Genomic DNA, 17,209 nt, shown 5'->3' with positions numbered 1-17,209 from the left:
GCCGTCGCCGGCCTGGGACGCCAGGACGAACTGCTGACGCGCGCCGATCTGGTCATCTGCGGCGGCGGACACGGCATGGTGGCCAAGTCCCTGCTGGCCGGGCTGCCGCTGGTGGTGGTTCCCGGCGGAGGCGACCAATGGGAGATCGCCAATCGCGTTGTGCGCCAAGGCAGTGGACGGCTGATCCGTCCGCTGACACCGGCGGCGCTGACCGAGGCGGTGAGCGAGGTGCTGGCGTCGCCGAGCTACCGCGCCGCCGCGCGACGGGCCGCCGACGGGGCCGCCGAGGTGGCCGACCCGGTGCGGGTGTGTCACGAGGCACTGTCGGGTGGCTGAGTAGGTTGGGACGGGTGCGGCTGACCGAATTCCACGAGCGGGTCACGCACCGCTTCGGTGCGGCCTACGGGGCCACCGTGCTGGCCGATCACGTGCTGGCCGCGGTAGGCGGGCGCACCGCCGCCCAGGCCATCGAGGACGGGGTGGAACCGCGCGACGTATGGCGCGCGTTGTGCGCGGACTTCGACGTGCCGCGCGATCAGTGGTGAGAGTGATCGGGCGCGTCCATGATGCTGCGAACCAGGGCGACGGCGAGGTCCGAGCAGGTGGCGGCCAGCTCGGCCGGGGTCTCGATGGGATCGTCGAGCCAGGCTTCGATGATCTGGTTGACGCCGCCGACGATGAACAGGGCGCCGCGGCGTAAGTCGGCCGGCGCCGGCAGCTCGCCGTCGATGACACCGGGGGCCTGCTCGACGACCGCGTCGGTGATCATGTCGAGGATGCGCGCCCGGTGCTCGCTGAGTCCGGGGACGGCGGACAGGTCGCAGGTGGCGATGCGGTGGATGTACGGGTCGACGGCGATCAGCTCGAGGAAGGCCGTCAGCGCCGAGCGCAGTTTGTCGCTGAGCGTCCCGGGGTCACCCACGCCGGCGGTGACCATCGCCTCGAGCAGTTGGTCGCGGACGTCATCGGAGACGGCGAACAGCAGTGCGTCGCGGTTGGCGAACTGCTCGTAGAAGTAACGCGGGATCAGTCCCGCGGCCGTGCAGACACCGCGGACGGTGACCTCGCCGAGTCCTGATTCACCCCAGATCCGGCGACCGGCGGACAGCAGTTTGCGCCGGCGTTCGGCGCGGCGGTCAACCGCGCTGATGCCGCCGTAGTCGCGCACCACTCCCGGGCGTTTCATTGACATCACCCTACCTGCGGCCTACATTTGGAACACAGGCGTTATCCAAAGCTGTGGGCTGGAGGCTTATCCGATGAACTCGCCCGTCGTGGCCATCCCGGCCCGTCATCCAGAAGCGCCCGGTGCGATTCCGGCCAGCATCCGGATGCTGGCTGCCGCCATGGCGATCTCCAAGCCGTCACCGGCACGGTGGCGCCAGATCGGCGAGGACCTGATCGTCGGCGATGAGCCGATGCAGCGGCTGGTCGAGTGGATGTCGAGTACCAAGGAGGCGCGGCCGATCTTCGATCGGGTCCTCGGCCACGGGCTGGCCGCCGTGCCGGATGCACCGGCGCCACTGCGGGAGTTCTTCGGCGAGTTCGAACCCATCCCGGAGTGGGTCGACATGAACCGGGTGCGCCGGGGCCAGCGGGCGCTGCGGCGCGGCGGCGCCGACGGCACCTACATCGCCCGCGACGTGTCGTTTCTCGGCGGCTACCAGTTCTCCTCGTTCAACAAGACCCTGCTGCGCACCGGCGTGCTGGAGAAGGGCTCGAACAAGCGGTTCGCCGAGACACTGCAGTGGGCGATGGACGTCACCGGCGAAGGGGGACTGGAGCCGCTCGGTGCCGGGTATCAGGCCACCATCCGGGTCCGGCTCATCCACGAGTACGTGCGCCGGCACGTGGCCGCGCTGCCGGACTGGCGTGGCGACGAATGGGGCTTGCCGGTCAACCAGACCGACATGGCCGCCACCCTGGTGGGGGCGCTGATCGCGCCCGCCGCCGCCGGGATAGGGCTGGGAATCGTGCTGTCGCCGGGCGAGCTCGAGGACATCGCGCATATGGCCCGCTACGTCGGTTGGCTGATGGGCATCCGCGAGGACTGGCTGCCGGCCAGCTTCCGGGACGGCGTCCGCATCCTCTATCAGACCCTCGGTGCGCTCTCCGAGCCCGACGAGTCGACCAAGCAGCTGGCCGGGCCGATGGCCGACGATCCGCTGGAATGGCACTATTCCGCGCTGACCGGCGTGCGGCGCCGCATCGCGCGGTCGGCACACCTGTCGGTGACCGGCAGCTTTCTGGGGCCGCGCACCATGCGCAAGCTGGGCCTGCCGGCCTTCGTGTTGCCGTGGTACCCACTGGTGCGGATGCCGGTGAACCTGCTGCGCAGCGCCGCGGCGCTGCTGCTCCCCGGCGGGCAGGACCGCGCGGCGGCCCGCGGACGGCGCGAGCAGGAAGAATTCATGCGCACCATGATGGGCGACGAGGACACCGCCATCGGGGCCTCGGCGCACGTAATGCAGGTGGCTTAGGCCCGGAAAATACGACACGCCGCCGCGCCGCGTGTCGCACTTGATTCGAACATCCGTTCGCCTACTGTGGTGACAGTTCGCTGGTTTGTCGGACCCCGTCGCTAGCGTCACGGCCAACCGACCGAGCACCGGTCAACCGAACACCGAACCACAGGAGAGGCATCATGGCGCAAGCCCCCGACCGCGAAAAAGCACTCGAACTGGCGATGGCCCAGATCGACAAGAACTACGGCAAAGGCTCGGTGATGCGCCTCGGCGACGAGGTGCGTCAGCCGATCTCGGTCATCCCGACCGGATCGATCGCCCTGGACGTGGCGCTGGGCATCGGCGGTCTGCCCCGGGGCCGGGTCGTCGAGATCTACGGCCCGGAATCCTCGGGTAAGACCACCGTGGCGCTGCACGCGGTCGCCAACGCCCAGGCCGCCGGCGGGATCGCGGCGTTCATCGACGCCGAGCACGCGCTGGACCCCGACTACGCCAAGAAGCTCGGTGTGGACACCGACTCGCTGCTGGTGTCCCAGCCCGACACCGGTGAGCAGGCACTGGAGATCGCCGACACGCTGATCCGCTCCGGTGCGCTGGACATCCTGGTCATCGACTCGGTGGCCGCGCTGGTGCCACGCGCCGAGATCGAGGGCGAGATGGGGGACAGCCATGTCGGCCTGCAGGCCCGGCTGATGAGCCAGGCGCTGCGGAAGATGACCGGCGCGTTGAACAATTCGGGCACCACCGCGATCTTCATCAACCAGCTGCGGGAGAAGATCGGTGTGATGTTCGGATGCATGAACTACAGCACCCGAGTGACCCTCGCCGACGGAACCACCGAGAAGATCGGCAAGATCGTCAACAACAAGATGGACGTCGAAGTGCTGTCCTACGACGTCGACACCGATCAGTTGGTGCCGCGCAAGGTGGTCAACTGGTTCGACAACGGGCCTGCCGAGAAGTTCCTGCAATTCACCGTCGAGAAGTCCGGCGGGAACGGCAAATCGCAGTTCGCCGCGACGCCCAACCACCTCATTCGCACGCCGGGAGGCTGGACTGAAGCCGGTGAAATCATCGCCGGCGACCGGGTTCTCACCGCAGAGCAACACCTGCTCAGCGACCAGCAATTCCAGGTGGTCCTCGGTTCGCTGATGGGCGACGGGAACCTCTCGCCTAATCGGCGTGACCGCAATGGCGTGCGGTTCCGGCTTGGGCACGGCGCAAAACAAGTGGAGTACCTGCAGTGGAAGACAGCGCTGATGGGCAACATCGGCCACTCAGTGCGGGAGAACGCGCAGGGCGCGACTTTCGTCGACTTCACCCCGTTGCCCGAACTGGGGGAACTGCAGCGCGCGGTGTACCTCGGGGACGGTAAGAAGTTTCTCTCCGAGGACTACCTCAAGGCGCTCACCCCGCTGGCGCTGGCCATCTGGTATATGGATGATGGCTCATTTGCATTGCGCTCCAAGGGATTACAGGAACGTACTGCCGGTGGCAGCGGGCGCATCGAAATCTGCGTCGAGGCCATGACAGAAGGGACGAGGGAGCGGGTTTGTGGCTACCTGCGGGATGCCTATGGGCTGGACGTGAAGTTGCGCTATCCAGGAAAGACCGGCAGGGCGGTGCTGCAGTTTTCAACCGCGTCATCCGCGAAATTCCAGGAGTTGGTGGCGCCGTACATGGCTCCGTCGATGGAATACAAGCTGCTGCCGCGATTCCGGGGTCAAGGCACCGTGACACCGCAATTCGTCGAGCCCACCCAGCGGCTGGTGCCGTCCCGGGTACTGGATGTGCACGTCAAACCGCGCACTCGCTCAATGCACCGCTTCGACATCGAGGTGGAGGGCAACCACAACTACTTCGTCGACGGGGTGATGGTGCACAACTCGCCCGAAACCACCACGGGCGGAAAGGCTTTGAAGTTCTACGCGTCGGTGCGCCTGGATGTTCGGCGGATCGAGACCCTCAAGGACGGCACCGACGCGGTCGGCAACCGCACTCGGGTCAAAGTGGTCAAGAACAAGGTCAGCCCGCCGTTCAAGCAGGCCGAGTTCGACATCCTGTACGGCCGGGGCATCAGCCGCGAGGGCTCCCTGATCGACATGGGGGTGGACCAGGGCTTCATCCGCAAGTCCGGCTCCTGGTTCACCTACGACGGCGAACAGCTCGGGCAGGGCAAGGAGAACGCCCGCAACTACCTGCTGGAGAACGTCGACGTGGCCAACGAGATCGAGAAGAAGATCAAGGAGAAGCTCGGTATCGGCGCCGTGCTGACCGATGAGTTGACCGATGGCGAAGCCCTGCCCGCTCCCGTCGACTTCTGAGCCCGCCGAGGCCGATCCGGCCAAGCGTGAGGAGCAGGCGAAGTCACTGTGTCTTCGCCTGCTCACCGCGCGGGCCCGCACCCGTGCCGAGCTTGCCGGCCAGCTGACCAAGCGCGGTTACCCCGACGACGTCAGTGATCGGGTGCTGGACCGGCTGGCCACCGCCGGGTTGATCGACGACGCTGATTTCGCCCAGCAGTGGGTGCGGTCGCGGCGCGAACGCGCGGGCAAGGGCCGCAAAGTGATCGCCGCCGAGTTGCGCACCAAAGGCGTCGACGAGGACGTGATCGCCGAAGCGTTGGCCGGCGTCGACGCCGGTGCCGAGCGGGACCGGGCCGAGCAGCTGGTACAGGGCAGATTGCGCCGGGAAACCCTCGGCGAGGACGATTTACGGATCACCCGCCGGCTGGTGGCGATGTTGGCCCGGCGTGGCTACAGTCCGTCGATGGCCTACGACGTGGTCAGCGCCGAACTCGCGGCCGAACGGGAACGCCGCCGGGTGTGAGTTAACCGAGCCGGTATGCCGGCTGTTCGTAGCAGTGACTTCGGCGTGGCATCCGACTTGCATCCGCGACCGCGACCGCGTTGCGCGCAATCACGTCTGCTGCGGCGGGATTGTCGTCGAACCAGCGGCCCAGCCGGTGCTCGCACAGCCGCTGCACGGCCAGCTCGAGGTGCGGGTCGATCAGCTGGGTTCGGGTGCTGTCCTCGAATACCGGAGTCTCGGTGGCCCTGACGGTCACGACAGCCGCCAGACCCGCGCAGACATCATTATCGTCGAGGTTGGGCTCGGTGTCGCGCAGCAGCTTACGCGCTCTGACGTAGTTGTTGACGACCTTGGTGACCCCGGTACGGAAGCCTCTTTCATGGCTGCCGAGGTCGCCGCTGGTGTCGATGTTGTCAACGAAGGTATGGATCTGCTCGGTGTGGCTGTGGAGCCATTGCATGGCGATCTCGATATCACCTGCCAGGCGGCAACCGACGAAGTGGATCACGCCGTCGTGGAGCGGAGTTCGGTAGCGAACAATTCTCCGCTGGACGTAGCCCACCAAGCCGTCAGTGAAGCAGAAGCTTCTCGACCGCGGTTCGGGTGCCACACGCTCGTCGACCACCTCGAAGGTCGCGCCGTTGTTCAGCAGTGCCAGTTGATGCACGTGCCGTGCCACCACTTCGAAATCAAAGACCGCCTCGCTGAACACTTCCCGACTGGCCCAGAACCGCACCGTGGTTCCCGCCGCCGCAGCCGCTTCGGGCACTTCAAACCCGGACGGCCTGCTATTGGTGTACCGCTGTATCCAGTGCTCGTCGGCGTGGGTGCTTTCGATGGTCATCCGGGTGGACAGGGCATTCACGATCCAGCTGCCCGCGGCCCGGGTTCCGCCGAAACGCCCGAATCTCGCGTCCGACGTGTCGTCCCCTTCGCGCGGCAACGCCGCGACAATCTTGTGGGCGGTCGACAAGAAGGGGTCTGGTTGGCCGGCTGCGATGCCGTGACCGTTGTCGCTGACCTCCACGCCACGATCGTCGAGGATCCGCACCGTCACGGCGGTGGCGTAGCCGCCTTTCGCTTCGTCGACGGCATTGTCGATCAGCCGCCAAAGGAGATAGTGCAGCCCGCGTTCGTCCGGGTAGACGAATTTGTCCGTATTGTTGTGGAACCATTCGAAAACTTCACTGTTGTATGGTTGGCCGCCTTCAATGGTCAGCCGAGAAGCGTCCAATTCCTCTTCCGGTCGGGCCACCAGACAATGGTGCGTACCGCCCATCCACGAGAACAGTGCTACTTCGCAACATTTGCCGCAGACCGGCCAGTTCGATTGTGATATCTGCACCACGCCATTTTATCGGGAGGCACCGACAGAATCGCACTGACGAAACGGTACGAGACGCTGGCGCAGCACCGCTTATGGACTACTTGATCCGGCTTCCTGCATGTTTTGGCTAAGCTATTTGATTTCTTTCAGCGACATCGACACGGCGTAGGTCAACCACTGCGTCGGTACGCCTTCTTTGTTCGAAAGGGTCTGAATTTGTTTTTGGAACTCCGGATCCGGCTGGCCAGACACGATCAGAAGTCTAGGAGTCGGCAGATCTTCTGCGATCGACTTCTTTTTCAGGGCCGACATGTAGCTTGCGGCTTCGGAGACGACGTCTCTGCGTGGCTCACCGGCCTTTAGCTCGATACCGACCAACGCGCCGGTCTTTTTGTCTGCGGCTAGGAGATCGATCCTGCACCGGGGCCCGATGGGTTTTTCCCGTCCAATGAGGCGGAGGTTCATTTTCTTGATCTCCGGCAGTGATGCGAAATTCTTTTCCAGGAAATTGGCGAGGGTTGCTTCTGCGTCGAAAAGTACGCGCGATTGCTGGATGTTAGAGGGGAATTCATCGGTGTTGAACAGGTAGACGCGGGTTCGGCGGGTGTTCGTAGGGTCACGCAGGTCAGGAAATGTTTTGATCCCAGCGGCGCGTAGACCCTCCTCGAGGTCTTCGCAGAACTTCGAGGTCACCCGTTGGTATCCGGCTAGCCGGGCAAGTGTGCCCAACAGCCGATCAGGTGCCTGCGACAGCGATGACGTAGTAGGCCCTCGGTCGACGTCCGAACGGCACTTTTCGACTACTCGGGCAAGACGATCCGCCTGCGGCACTGCCATGACGCCAATCCTTTCGAGAGATCTCAAAAGGAATGGAACCACGATCGCGCACGGCGGCGCGGAAGATTCGACGCCCGGCGTCGGCACATCGGGAACGCCGCCGGGTCTGAGGTTTAAACCTCTTCGGCGTCTTCCTCGTCCTTGGCGATGAAGACTTCCTTGGTCCGCTCGACGGCGTGCGTGGCGATCTCCATGGAGTCCTGGACGATCGCGTTGACGCCGCCGGAGACGTCGCCGCGGATGATGTCGCCGGCGTCCTCGACGATGTCGGAAGCCTTCTCCACGGCGTGGGCGGCGATATCGCGGGCAGCGTTGAACGCGTCCTTGGGAGTGATGGCCATGGGGGTCTCCTGTCGCTGGCTGGTGGCTCCGACTCTAGACGCCGGGCCGGGCCCGTGCAGACCTATACGACCTGGGCTCCCGGCGTGCCCTCCGGTTCGATCGGGGCCGCCTCCAACGGGGTGCGACGGGAGCGGCGCAGCCGGCGCTCGAGCGCGGTGGCACCCGCCGATAACACCAGGTTTCCGCTGATCATCAGCGCCGCGATCACCAGCAGGGCGGGCAGGTAATTGCTGTACTGGGACCCGACCACCGTTCCCTGGCGCACCATCTCCACGAAGGTGATCTGGTAGCCGATCGCGGTGTCCTTCAGCGCCACCACCAGTTGTGAGACCAGCACCGGCAGCATGGCGGTGACGGCCTGCGGCAGTAGCACCAGTCGCATCGAGCCGCCCCAGCTCAGCCCCAGGGCGGCGGCAGCCTCGGACTGCCCGCGGGGCAGGGCGTGCACACCGGCGCGAACGATCTCGGCGATGACGGCACCGTTGTACAGCGTCAGGCCGGTCACCACCCCGGCCAACGCGAGCTGCTGTGGCGGAAACGCGTTGAGCACGCCGTAGACGAAGTAGGCGAAGATCATCATGATCAGCACCGGAATCGCCCGGAAGAACTCCACCAGCACCGCGCAACACCAGCGGACCGGCCGGATGCCCGACAGCCGGCCGACGCCGAGGCTCACACCGAGCAGCAGGGCCAGCCCGATGGCCCAGGCCGCCGCGGTCAGGGTGCCCGCCACCCCGGGCAGCACGTAGGTCCGCCACAGGTCGGCGGTTAAGAACGGGGTCCACTTCTCCGCGGCCAGCTGGCCCTTGGCCGACAACCGCGAATACACCAGCCAGCCCAGCAACGCCACGATCAGCACGGTCACCACCGATATGGCGTGGTGACGGAGACGCGCCCGCGGCCCGGGCGCATCGAACAGCACGGTCGCGCGTGCCGCCGACCTCATTGCGACACCGCCCAGCGCCGGCCCAGATACCCGAACAGCAGTCCCAGCGGCAGGGTGAGCACCATGAAACCGGCCGCGAAGATGCCCCCCACCGCCATCAGCGCCGCGGTGTTCTCGGTCATCGACTTCATCAGCAGCGCCGCCTCGGCGACCCCGATCGCCGACGCCAGCGTGGTGTTCTTCGTCAACGCGATCAGCACCGAGCCCAGCGGGATGATCACCGCCCGAAAAGCCTGGGGTAACAAAATGATCCGCAGATTCTGGCTGAAGCTCAGACCCAGTGACCGGGCAGCCTCGGCCTGGCCGATCCCCACCGTGTTGACGCCGGAACGCAACGCCTCACACACGAACGACGCCGTGTACACGCCCAATCCGAGCACCGCCAGCCGGAAATTGCTGTCGTCGACCGACGTCGGCGAATGCGGATCGGTCAGCGTCACCCCCAGCGTCTGGGCCAGGCCGAACGAGCACAGCAGCAACAACAGGGTCAGCGGGGTGTTGCGCAGCAGATGAACGTACGCCGCGCCCAGCCACCGCAGCGCCGGAACCGGAGCCAGCCGCATCGCCGCCAACCCGGTGCCCAGCAGCAGCGCCAAGGCGCCCGACAGCACCGCCAACTCGACCGTGACGGTGAACGCCTCGACGATCTGTCCCCGGTACTCGGCGAACATCATCGCGCGACCGGCGGGGGGTCGGGCACCGCGAAGCCGGCCGCGCCGAAGTTGTCGATGAACGCTGCCCGCCACGAGCCGTCGCGCTCCATCTGCTCGATGGCGTCATTGATCCGGTGCCGCAGGCCGTCGTTGCCCTTGCGCACGCCGATCCCGTACTCCTCCCGCGAAAATCGTTCGCCGACCAGCTTGAAGGCACCGGGGCTCTGGGCGGCATAGCCGGCCAGGATCACGTCATCGGTGGTCACGGCGTCGATGGCGCCGTTTCGCAGGGCTTCCACGCATGCCGAGTAGGTGTCGTAGCGCTGCAACTGCACCCCCGGGTAGCGGTCCTTGATGCGTTGGGCAGGAGTGGATCCCGACACCGAACACAACTTCTTGTGGTGTTGCAGCGACGCCGTGCCGGTGATGTCGGTGTTGTCGGCCCGTACCAACAGTGACTGCCCGGCCACCAGGTAGGGCCCGGCGAAATCGACCTTCTCCAGTCGCGAATCGGTGATCGAATAGGTGGCCACCACATAGTCCACCTGACCGTTGCGCAGCAGCGTCTCGCGTTGGCCGGACGGCGCTTCGAGCCAGGCGATGCGCTCAGCCGGGTAGCCCAGCCGCCCGGCGACGTAGCGGGCCACGTCGACGTCGAACCCGCTGAGTGTGCCGTCAGGTCTTTTGACACTCAACCCGGGCTGGTCGAACTTGACCCCGATAGTGATCTTGTCGCTGTCGTGGGCGGTGCACGCCGCGGCGAGCACCGCTAGGGCGGCCCCCGCCGCCGTCACGGCACAAAGCCGTGCCAGCCGGTGCGCCAGCCGCCTGACCAGCATCAGTGGTCGAGGACCCGGGCGAGAAAGTCTTTGGCGCGCGCGGACTTCGGCTCGCCGAAGAACTCCGCCGGCGGGGTGTCTTCGATGATCGTCCCGTCGGCCATGAAGACCACCCGGTCGGCGGCGCGGCGAGCGAAGCCCATCTCGTGGGTCACCACCACCATGGTCATCCCGTCGTCGGCCAGCGAACTCATCACCGCCAGCACCTCGTTGATCATCTCCGGGTCGAGCGCACTGGTCGGCTCGTCGAACAGCATCACCTTCGGGTTCATCGCCAGCGAACGGGCGATCGCCACCCGCTGCTGCTGCCCGCCGGACAATTGAGCGGGGTGTTTGCGGGCCTGATCGGCCACCCCGACCCGTTCCAGCAGCGCCATCGCACGCCGCTGCGCCTGCGCCCGCGGGGTCTTGTGAACCTTCATCGGTGCCAGTGTGACGTTGTCGAGGACGGTCTTGTGAGGAAACAGGTTGAACGACTGGAACACCATCCCGACCTGCGCCCGCAATCGGGCCAGTGACGCACCCTCGGCCGGTAACGGCTCGCCGTCGACGGTGATGGTGCCCGAGTCGATGGTCTCGAGTCGGTTGATGGTGCGGCACAGGGTGGACTTGCCCGAGCCCGACGGACCGAGGATCGCCACCACCTCGCCGCGGGCGACGTCGAGGTTGATGTCGCAGAGCACGTGCAGGTCGCCGAAGTACTTGTTGACGTCCCGGATGGCGATCATCGGCACGGGATCCGGCCCGCCGCTGGTCATGGCATCCGACCCTACCGATGCGGTGTCGGCGGTTGTATCCCCGTCCGCGGGTCAATCCGATCGATCCGGCCGATGCCGGCCGACGTACCATAGTCCGGGTGAGTTCGCCGGTGATTTCCGAACAGCTGCGCACCTATGAGGTGCGCACCTACGGCTGCCAGATGAATGTTCACGACTCCGAACGCATCGCCGGCATGCTGGAACAGGCCGGTTACCGCCGCGCGGCCGCGGGCACCGACGCCGACCTGGTGGTCTTCAACACCTGCGCGGTGCGGGAGAACGCCGACAACAAGCTCTACGGCAACCTGAGCCACCTGGCGCCGAACAAGCGCAGCAACCCGGACATGCAGATCGCCGTCGGCGGCTGCCTGGCCCAGAAGGACAAGGACGGCGTGCTGAGCCGGGCACCGTGGGTGGACGTGGTGTTCGGCACGCACAACCTGGGGTCGCTGCCGGTGCTGCTGGAACGGGCCCGACACAACCGCCAGGCGCAGGTCGAGATCGTCGAGTCGCTGCGGGAGTTCCCGTCATCGTTGCCGGCTGCGCGGGAATCGGCCTACGCGGCTTGGGTTTCCATCTCCGTCGGCTGCAACAACAGCTGCACGTTCTGCATCGTGCCGTCGCTGCGGGGCCGCGAGGTCGACCGTAGCCCCGACGACATCCTGGCCGAAGTGCGGGCGCTTGCCGACCAGGGCGTTCTCGAGGTGACGCTGCTGGGCCAGAACGTCAACGCCTACGGCGTCTCGTTCGCCGACCCGGAGTTGCCGCGCGACCGGGGGGCGTTCGCATCGCTGCTGCGGGCCTGCGGGGACATCGATGGGCTGGAGCGGGTCCGGTTCACCTCTCCCCATCCGGCCGAGTTCACCGACGACGTCATCGAGGCGATGGCGCAGACCCACAACGTCTGTCCCACGCTGCACATGCCGCTGCAATCCGGCTCCGATGTGGTGCTGCGGGCGATGCGCCGCTCCTACCGGGCCGAGCGCTACCTGGGGATCCTCGACCGGGTCCGGGCCGCCATCCCGGACGCGGCGATCACCACCGACCTGATCGTCGGGTTCCCGGGCGAGACCGAACGGGATTTCGACGACACCCTCGAGGTGGTACGGGCCGCCCGATTCGCTGCCGCGTTCACCTTCCAATACTCCAAGCGTCCCGGAACGCCGGCCGCGGAGCTACCCGACCAGCTGCCCAAAGAGGTTGTCCAACAACGTTATGACCGCTTGGTGGACCTCCAGGAGGAGATCTCATTGGCCGAGAACCGGGCACAGGTCGGGCGCAGCGTCGAGGTGCTCGTCGCGGTCGGGGAGGGGCGCAAGGACGCCCAGACGGCGCGGATGAGCGGTCGGGCCCGCGACGGCCGGTTGGTGCACTTCGTGCCCGGCGGCGCCGATGTGCGTCCCGGTGACGTGGTGACCACGACGGTGACCGGCGCCGCACCGCACCACCTGCTGGCCGACGGGCCGCTGCACAGTCACCGCCGCACCCGGGCGGGCGACAGCCAGGCCGGCCCCCCACCCGGTGTCGGGCTGGGCATGCCGAAGATGCCGGGGGTGGCCCGATGAGCGGTCACGGCGGCAACCCGGACGACTTCGAGGCCTATCGGGCCGACATCGAGGCCGCGGAGCGGCGCGTTGCCAGCGAAATCGATCCCGGCGGCAGGGGAGTGGTCGTCTCGATCGCTGTCTTCGTGCTGCTGGCGTCGTTTCTGCTGCCGCACACCGGAACCGTGCGGGGCTGGGATGTGTTGTTCGCGGCCAACGGTTCCGACGAAGCGCTGGTGACGTTGCCGTCGCGGCTGTTCATGTGGCTGGCGCTGGTGTTCGGGGTCGGATTCTCGATGCTGGCGCTGATGACCCGGCGCTGGACGGTGGCCTGGGTGGCGCTGGCGGGCTCGGCGGTGGCCAGCGTGGCCGGACTGCTGGCCGTATGGTCGCGGCAGACCGTGATGCAAGGCCATCCGGGGCCCGGCTTCGGACTGATCCTGTGCTGGATCACGGTGATCGTGCTGACGTTTCACTGGGCGCGACTGGTGTGGTCGCGCACCGCGGTCCAACTGGCCGCCGAGGAAGAGCGCCGCCGGCGCACCGCGCAGCGCCAGCCCCGCGGACTGCTGGACGACATCAAGCGTCCGGACGACCGGCCGCCCGGCGAGTGACCGGCGGCGCACCCCTGCCCTCGCGGCTTCCCCGATAGGCCTGGCCGCGCAACTCCGCCAGCCACCGGGGACGCAAAACCACCCCCGGCGCGGTGTTCACGATCGGGTCGAATGACACGTCGTGGCGCTGATCGAGGCCGGTGAGCACCAGATCGGCCAACGGATGAAAGTCCCCCGTGCCGCGGGCCTGGTCGAGTTCGAAGCAGACCCGGCCCCGCTCGATCTCGCGCCGCATGCTGCCCAGCGCCAATCCGTAGCCGTGCACCGGCGTGACCAACCGGGCGCGGAGCCACCAGGTGTCTTCCCGATAGCCCAGCGGCATGAGCGTGGTCATGGTCAGGCCCGCCCATGACAGCACCGGACGCAGCCCCAGTGCGCGGCCGAACATCCCCGAACCCGCCGACACCAGCAGGATGTCCCAGCAGTCCGGCTCGTGCTGGGAGAGGGGCACCCGCAGGGCCAATCCGACGGCGTCGGGTGCCGCGCCCGGAGTGCCCGCACCCTTGGAGACACGCGCAACGACGGGCGACGACCCCACCGGCAGACCCTCGTCGGCCGGTGCGACCCGGTCCAGGAAGCCGGTTGCCAGTACGCCGGACGGATGGAATAACCGACGGTGCCGCGCGGCGGCCCCCCAGCGGAACACCCGCGCGGCGGGGGCCGTCAGCGCCGCGGTACGTCCCCGCGCCATGCGCCGGTCTCCGCGGGTTGGTTCTCGATGAAGTCCTTGAACCGCTTGAGATCCGAGTGGACCCGGTGGTCGAGGATGTTGAGTTTGTCGGCGACGTTCTCCATGACGCCGTCCGGGTCGATGTCCATCTGGGTGGTCACCCGGGTGGTGCCCTCATCGATTTTGTGGAAGGTCACCACGCCGCCGTGCCGGGGACCGGTGTCCGATCGCCAGGCCACCCGTTCCTCGGGGTGCTGCTCGGTGATGGTGGCGTCGAACTCCCGGGTCGCGGGCCCGACCTTGATCGTCCAGTGCAGGTGGGTGTCGTCGCGCTGCTCGACGCGCTCGACGCCCGCCATGAACTGCGGGAACGATTCGAACTGGGTCCACTGGTTGTAGACCGTCCGGATCGGCCGCTTGACGTCGAGAGCTGCGGTGATATTGCTGGCCATACTTCCCCCAGGTGAGATGGTCGTTGTCACCAAGGGGTTAACCCGGCCTGCCCGGCCGCCAAACATCGGTGGGTCAGCGCCGGTTGAGTGCCTGCTCGGCGGCCTGGGCCCATTGCCGCCACTGTTCAGCGCTGGCGTTGGCCTCGGCGGCCTCTTTGTCGCGGCCGGCCGCCTGCGCCTTCTGCGCCTGGCGCTCGAATTGCTCAGCGCGGGTACGGAACTGGGCGGCGCGCGCCTGGGCTTCGGGATCCACACCGGCGGCGTCGGCGGCCGTGCCGGCGTCGCGGATCTTCTTCTCCACGGCACGCAGCCGCCGCTCCAGGTCGGCGGAGCGCTCGCGGGGGACCTTGCCGATCTCGTCCCACTTGTTCACGATCGAGCGCAGCGCGCTGCGCGCCGCATGCTGATTGGCCGGGTCGATCCGCTCGGCGTCGGCCAGCAGCGCCTCCTTCGCCGTGGCATTGGCCAGCAGTTCGGCGTCGCGTTCGGCGTTGGCGGCGTTGCGAGCGCTGAAGAAGGTGTCCTGGGCGGCCTTGAACCGCTGCCACAGCGCCTCGTCGGCGTCCTTGGTCGTCCGCCCGGCCGCCTTCCAGCTGGTCAGCAACTCCCGGAATGCGGCACTGGTGGCGGCCCAGTCGGTGGAGCCGGCCAGCTCCTCGGCCCGCTTGCACAACCGTTCCTTGTCCTCGCGCGCCCCCGCCCGCCCGCGGTCCAGTTCGGCGAAGTGCGAACCGCGCCGCCGATTGAAGCCGTCTCGCGCTGCGGCATAACGCTTCCACAGCGCGTCATCGGTCTTGCGGTCCAGGCCGGTGATCGTGCGCCACTCCTCGAGGATGGCCCGCAACCGGTCGCCGGCGGCCTTCCACTGCGTCGAGTTCGCGGCCAGTTCCTCGGCCTCGGCGGCAAGGGCCTCCTTGCGGGCGGTCGCCGCGGCCCGCTGCTCGTCACGCTGCGCCCGATTGGCCGCGGCGACGGCGTCGGCACGCTCGCCGACCGCGGTTACCCGCGCCGCCAGCGCGTCGATGTCGCCGAGCACATTCGCCGTCGGCAACGACTCGGCCAGCGCCGCCGCGGATGCCTTGATCTTGCGCGCGTCGCCGCTCCCGGAGGCCAGGCGTTCCTCGAGCAGGGCGACCTCGGTGCTCAGATCATCGAATCGCCGGCCGAAGTGCGCGAACGCGGCCTCGGGGTCACCGGCCTGCCAGGAGCCGATCTGTCGCTCGCCGGCCGCGGTGACCAGCCACACCGTGCCGTCGTCGTCGACCCGCCCGAAGCGGTGCGGGTCGGCGTTGGGAGGACCGGCAACGACCGGGGCGGGCCGGGTTCCGGGCCTGGGGCCGGGGCGGGGCCCAGGTCGCGGGCCCGGGCGGGGGGTGGGGGCGGACGAACCGCTGTCAATGGTCATCGCTGTCGTCACCTAACCCTTCGCGGTCAACCCGCGCACCTGCCGCGCACCGCGGCGCCTTCGATCTACCTAGAAGTATCCAGGAGTATTCAAGCAGTTAACCGCCGCGCTGTACCGGCAACTCGGCGGCGACCGGGCGGATCGCCGTTCGGCAGGTATTCTTGCGCGGTTGAGGAGGGGCCATGTCGGCAGGAAATCTCATCGCGGCGTTGCTCGCGCTGTGTGCCGCGCTGGCGTCCGCGATCGGCGACGTGATCCGTCAGCGGTCCGCCCAGGAGATCACCGACCAGCAGGTCGGGCACCTACAGCTGTTCTGGTTGTCGCTGCGCGACGCGCGCTGGTGGGGCGGCGGAGCCGCGGCGGTGGCCAATTACGCACTACAGGCGTTGGCGTTGGCGGTGGGTTCGGTGATCCTGGTGACCGGTCTGCAGGTGACCGCGCTGTTGTTCGCCTTGCCGATGTACGCCTGGTTGACCCACCGCCGGGTCACCAACTGGGAGTGGATGTGGGCGGTGCTGTTGGCCGCGGCACTGGCGGTGGTGGTGATCGTCGGCGACCCGACCGAGGGCAAGCAGCACGCGCCGGCGCGCACCTGGATCACGGTGTCGGTGGTGTTGGCCGCGGTGCTGGTGGGCTGCGTGCTGACCGCCCGGATATACAAGGGAAGGCCGGCGGCGGCGGTGCTGCTGGCGGTGGTGGCCGGGACCTCGCTGGCGGTATTCGCGTTGCTGACCAAAGTGCTCGTGGAGGTCCTCAAGGCCGACGGTTTCGCCGCGGTGCTGCGCGCGCCGGCACTGATCCCGTGGCTGGCCGCGACGCTGGCCGGGATGATCTTCCAGCAATCGGCGTTCCGGGCCGGCGCCTTGACGGCGTCGATGCCGACGATGATCGTGGCCAAGCCGCTGGTAGCCAGTGCGCTGGGTGTGCTGCTGCTCAACGAGCACATTCAGGCCGGTGGGGTCGAGGACGTCGCGGTGATCATCGGGGTGGTGCTGATCGTCATCGCGACGGCGGCACTGGCCCGCGGTGAGGCGGCCACGATCGTCGCCGACGCCGGCGGCACCGACGTCGCCGAACCGGTGGCGTCGCCGACGAGCAGCTAACTTGGGTTTCGTGCTGGGCGGACTAGCGATCATCCCGTCGGCGCCGGTTCTGGTGCCCGAACTGGCCGGTAGCGCGCCTGAGGCCGCCGATCTGCGGGCCGCGGCGCTGGCGGCCGCCCAGGCCCTGCCGCCACGCTGGGTGGCTCTGGGGGCCGGTGCCGAGGGGACATGGGGACCCGACAGCGCCGGCAGTTTCGCCGGATACGGGGCCGAGGTCACCGTTGGGCTGTCGCCCGGTGCCACCCGGTCGGCCGACCTGCCGCTGTGCGCCCTGGTCGCCGGGTGGATCAGCGCCCAGCTGCGCTCGGACGGTCAGGTGGCGGTGCACGCCTACACCGATCCGGATGCGGCGTTGGCCGCCGGGAGGCGGCTGCGCGCCGAGATCGAGCAGTCGGGCGAGCCGATCGGGGTGCTGGTGCTGGCCGACGGGGCCAACACCTTGA

General features: G+C 67.7%; 19 protein-coding genes and 1 pseudogene. 9 read left to right on the top strand and 11 right to left on the bottom strand.

The window, feature by feature from the left end:
* Both DQP56_RS16640 and DQP56_RS16635 read left to right on the top strand, forming a co-directional pair.
* On the top strand, positions 1-336 hold a 336-nt coding region (locus DQP56_RS16640), incomplete at its 5' end, for a glycosyltransferase (protein WP_286167776.1).
* Between the two features lie 14 nt (positions 337-350).
* Positions 351-545 carry a DUF3046 domain-containing protein gene (locus DQP56_RS16635; protein WP_112687253.1) on the top strand — a complete coding sequence of 65 codons (195 nt, stop codon included), beginning with the start codon at positions 351-353 and terminating at the stop codon, positions 543-545.
* Here DQP56_RS16635 and DQP56_RS16630 read toward each other — a convergent pair.
* Complete coding sequence (locus DQP56_RS16630; RefSeq protein WP_112687251.1) at positions 536-1,186, bottom strand: TetR/AcrR family transcriptional regulator; 651 nt, start codon at positions 1,184-1,186, stop codon at positions 536-538. The genes DQP56_RS16635 and DQP56_RS16630 overlap by 10 nt on opposite strands.
* A 73-nt stretch (positions 1,187-1,259) precedes the next feature.
* Here DQP56_RS16630 and DQP56_RS16625 point away from each other — a divergent pair, with 73 nt between their 5' ends.
* From DQP56_RS16625 to recX, 3 genes are all read left to right on the top strand, one after another.
* The gene (locus tag DQP56_RS16625) at positions 1,260-2,480 is read left to right on the top strand and encodes an oxygenase MpaB family protein (RefSeq protein WP_112687249.1); all 1,221 of its coding nucleotides are present in this window, start codon (positions 1,260-1,262) and stop codon (positions 2,478-2,480) included.
* A gap of 164 nt (positions 2,481-2,644) precedes the next feature.
* Positions 2,645-4,789 (top strand): intein-containing recombinase RecA, encoded by a 2,145-nt coding sequence (gene recA / locus DQP56_RS16620; RefSeq protein ID WP_112687247.1) that lies wholly within the window; start codon positions 2,645-2,647, stop codon positions 4,787-4,789.
* Positions 4,755-5,294 carry a recombination regulator RecX gene (gene recX / locus DQP56_RS16615; RefSeq protein WP_112687245.1) on the top strand — a complete coding sequence of 180 codons (540 nt, stop codon included), beginning with the start codon at positions 4,755-4,757 and terminating at the stop codon, positions 5,292-5,294. The genes recA and recX overlap by 35 nt, the downstream gene beginning before the upstream one ends.
* Before the next feature lies 1 nt (position 5,295).
* On the opposite strand, the gene DQP56_RS16610 is transcribed toward recX, so the two are convergent.
* From DQP56_RS16610 to DQP56_RS16580, 7 genes are all read right to left on the bottom strand, one after another.
* Entirely contained in the window at positions 5,296-6,531 is a 1,236-nt protein-coding gene (locus tag DQP56_RS16610; protein WP_165825045.1) for an ATP-binding protein, read from the bottom strand.
* 204 nt (positions 6,532-6,735) lie between these two features.
* A complete protein-coding gene (locus DQP56_RS16605) occupies positions 6,736-7,440 on the bottom strand; it encodes a PDDEXK family nuclease (RefSeq protein WP_133258947.1) in 705 nt (234 codons plus the stop codon).
* A gap of 113 nt (positions 7,441-7,553) precedes the next feature.
* Positions 7,554-7,781: an Rv1893 family protein gene (locus tag DQP56_RS16600; protein WP_112687239.1), complete on the bottom strand. Its 228-nt coding sequence runs from the start codon at positions 7,779-7,781 to the stop codon at positions 7,554-7,556.
* A 62-nt stretch (positions 7,782-7,843) separates the two neighbouring features.
* Positions 7,844-8,728 (bottom strand): amino acid ABC transporter permease, encoded by an 885-nt coding sequence (locus DQP56_RS16595; RefSeq protein ID WP_112687237.1) that lies wholly within the window; start codon positions 8,726-8,728, stop codon positions 7,844-7,846.
* Positions 8,725-9,402, bottom strand: a complete 678-nt coding sequence (locus tag DQP56_RS16590) for an ABC transporter permease subunit (RefSeq protein WP_112687235.1) — start codon at positions 9,400-9,402, stop codon at positions 8,725-8,727. The genes DQP56_RS16595 and DQP56_RS16590 overlap by 4 nt, the downstream gene beginning before the upstream one ends.
* Positions 9,399-10,220, bottom strand: a complete 822-nt coding sequence (locus DQP56_RS16585) for a glutamate ABC transporter substrate-binding protein (RefSeq protein WP_165825044.1) — start codon at positions 10,218-10,220, stop codon at positions 9,399-9,401. The genes DQP56_RS16590 and DQP56_RS16585 overlap by 4 nt, the downstream gene beginning before the upstream one ends.
* Positions 10,220-10,948: an amino acid ABC transporter ATP-binding protein gene (locus tag DQP56_RS16580; protein WP_165825046.1), complete on the bottom strand. Its 729-nt coding sequence runs from the start codon at positions 10,946-10,948 to the stop codon at positions 10,220-10,222. The genes DQP56_RS16585 and DQP56_RS16580 overlap by 1 nt, the downstream gene beginning before the upstream one ends.
* Before the next feature lie 128 nt (positions 10,949-11,076).
* Here DQP56_RS16580 and miaB point away from each other — a divergent pair, with 128 nt between their 5' ends.
* Positions 11,077-12,543 (top strand): tRNA (N6-isopentenyl adenosine(37)-C2)-methylthiotransferase MiaB, encoded by a 1,467-nt coding sequence (gene miaB, locus DQP56_RS16575; protein ID WP_286167775.1) that lies wholly within the window; start codon positions 11,077-11,079, stop codon positions 12,541-12,543.
* Entirely contained in the window at positions 12,540-13,136 is a 597-nt protein-coding gene (locus DQP56_RS16570) for an Rv2732c family membrane protein (RefSeq protein ID WP_112687231.1), read from the top strand. Before miaB ends, DQP56_RS16570 begins: the two co-directional genes overlap by 4 nt.
* Here DQP56_RS16570 and DQP56_RS16565 read toward each other — a convergent pair.
* The 3 genes from DQP56_RS16565 to DQP56_RS16555 form a co-directional block, all read right to left on the bottom strand.
* Entirely contained in the window at positions 13,102-13,827 is a 726-nt protein-coding gene (locus tag DQP56_RS16565; RefSeq protein WP_112687229.1) for a phosphodiesterase, read from the bottom strand. The two genes, DQP56_RS16570 and DQP56_RS16565, sit on opposite strands and share 35 nt — an antisense overlap.
* Positions 13,800-14,258 carry an SRPBCC family protein gene (locus tag DQP56_RS16560; protein ID WP_112687227.1) on the bottom strand — a complete coding sequence of 153 codons (459 nt, stop codon included), beginning with the start codon at positions 14,256-14,258 and terminating at the stop codon, positions 13,800-13,802. The genes DQP56_RS16565 and DQP56_RS16560 overlap by 28 nt, the downstream gene beginning before the upstream one ends.
* Positions 14,259-14,331: 73 nt before the next feature.
* Positions 14,332-15,663: a DUF349 domain-containing protein gene (locus DQP56_RS16555; protein ID WP_112687225.1), complete on the bottom strand. Its 1,332-nt coding sequence runs from the start codon at positions 15,661-15,663 to the stop codon at positions 14,332-14,334.
* Positions 15,664-15,845: 182 nt separating this feature from the next.
* Between DQP56_RS16555 and DQP56_RS16550 the strand changes: the two genes are divergently transcribed.
* Together DQP56_RS16550 and DQP56_RS16545 are read left to right on the top strand one after the other, a co-directional pair.
* Positions 15,846-16,766, top strand: coding sequence for a DMT family transporter (locus tag DQP56_RS16550; protein WP_112687223.1), 921 nt, complete (start codon positions 15,846-15,848; stop codon positions 16,764-16,766).
* 10 nt (positions 16,767-16,776) lie between these two features.
* A pseudogene (locus DQP56_RS16545) lies at positions 16,777-17,209 on the top strand (hypothetical protein); the annotation flags it as partial.

Source organism: Mycolicibacter senuensis, assembly GCF_003284925.1.
In the GTDB taxonomy this organism is placed as follows: domain Bacteria; phylum Actinomycetota; class Actinomycetes; order Mycobacteriales; family Mycobacteriaceae; genus Mycobacterium; species Mycobacterium algericum_A.
This window is presented reverse-complemented; position numbering and strand designations above follow the sequence as displayed.

Excerpts from the sequence above, each read along its gene's own strand:
- DQP56_RS16580 (WP_165825046.1), bottom strand. The coding sequence starts at position 10,948 with ATGATCGCCATCCGGGACGTCAACAAGTACTTCGGCGACCTGCACGTG.
- DQP56_RS16590 (WP_112687235.1), bottom strand. The coding sequence starts at position 9,402 with ATGATGTTCGCCGAGTACCGGGGACAGATCGTCGAGGCGTTCACCGTC.
- recX (WP_112687245.1), top strand. The coding sequence starts at position 4,755 with ATGGCGAAGCCCTGCCCGCTCCCGTCGACTTCTGAGCCCGCCGAGGCC.
- DQP56_RS16570 (WP_112687231.1), top strand. The coding sequence starts at position 12,540 with ATGAGCGGTCACGGCGGCAACCCGGACGACTTCGAGGCCTATCGGGCC.
- DQP56_RS16630 (WP_112687251.1), bottom strand. The coding sequence starts at position 1,186 with ATGAAACGCCCGGGAGTGGTGCGCGACTACGGCGGCATCAGCGCGGTT.
- DQP56_RS16565 (WP_112687229.1), bottom strand. The coding sequence starts at position 13,827 with ATGGCGCGGGGACGTACCGCGGCGCTGACGGCCCCCGCCGCGCGGGTG.
- DQP56_RS16625 (WP_112687249.1), top strand. The coding sequence starts at position 1,260 with ATGAACTCGCCCGTCGTGGCCATCCCGGCCCGTCATCCAGAAGCGCCC.
- DQP56_RS16600 (WP_112687239.1), bottom strand. The coding sequence starts at position 7,781 with ATGGCCATCACTCCCAAGGACGCGTTCAACGCTGCCCGCGATATCGCC.
- DQP56_RS16555 (WP_112687225.1), bottom strand. The coding sequence starts at position 15,663 with ATGACCATTGACAGCGGTTCGTCCGCCCCCACCCCCCGCCCGGGCCCG.
- DQP56_RS16595 (WP_112687237.1), bottom strand. The coding sequence starts at position 8,728 with ATGAGGTCGGCGGCACGCGCGACCGTGCTGTTCGATGCGCCCGGGCCG.
- recA (WP_112687247.1), top strand. The coding sequence starts at position 2,645 with ATGGCGCAAGCCCCCGACCGCGAAAAAGCACTCGAACTGGCGATGGCC.
- DQP56_RS16605 (WP_133258947.1), bottom strand. The coding sequence starts at position 7,440 with ATGGCAGTGCCGCAGGCGGATCGTCTTGCCCGAGTAGTCGAAAAGTGC.
- DQP56_RS16585 (WP_165825044.1), bottom strand. The coding sequence starts at position 10,220 with ATGCTGGTCAGGCGGCTGGCGCACCGGCTGGCACGGCTTTGTGCCGTG.
- DQP56_RS16560 (WP_112687227.1), bottom strand. The coding sequence starts at position 14,258 with ATGGCCAGCAATATCACCGCAGCTCTCGACGTCAAGCGGCCGATCCGG.
- DQP56_RS16550 (WP_112687223.1), top strand. The coding sequence starts at position 15,846 with ATGTCGGCAGGAAATCTCATCGCGGCGTTGCTCGCGCTGTGTGCCGCG.